This window comes from Pseudomonas sp. SIMBA_068 (assembly GCF_046534705.1).
GTDB classification, from domain to species: domain Bacteria; phylum Pseudomonadota; class Gammaproteobacteria; order Pseudomonadales; family Pseudomonadaceae; genus Aquipseudomonas; species Aquipseudomonas putida.
This window is the reverse complement of the sequence record NZ_JAWRYI010001462.1, coordinates 1-241: the sequence shown is the minus strand read 5'-3', so window position 1 is coordinate 241 and position 241 is coordinate 1. Positions and strand designations below refer to the sequence as shown.

The following is a 241-nucleotide window of genomic DNA, read 5'->3' as shown; positions in this document are numbered from 1 at the left end:
ACAAGCACTTGAAAAAGAGACTATCACTACGGCTCAGATACTCGAATTTTTTAGAGATACTGACGATTATGAGCCTCTTATTAAGCTCGCTACTTGGCAACATGAAATAAATGAAGAGCGTTTAGAGACTGTTTTTAAAAATACTTTTAAATTTATTGAAGATCAGTGTTTAAATTATCGACTAGAGACCTTATTAATAAAAGACAAGACACAAGGTTTAAATAGCGACGAAAGACTAGAA

At 32.4% G+C, this 241-nt stretch carries 1 protein-coding gene; it reads left to right on the top strand.

The window, feature by feature from the left end; genetic code table 11:
* Positions 1–241: hypothetical protein (locus tag SB756_RS34485; RefSeq protein WP_410913806.1), on the top strand; the 241-nt coding region annotated here is incomplete at both ends.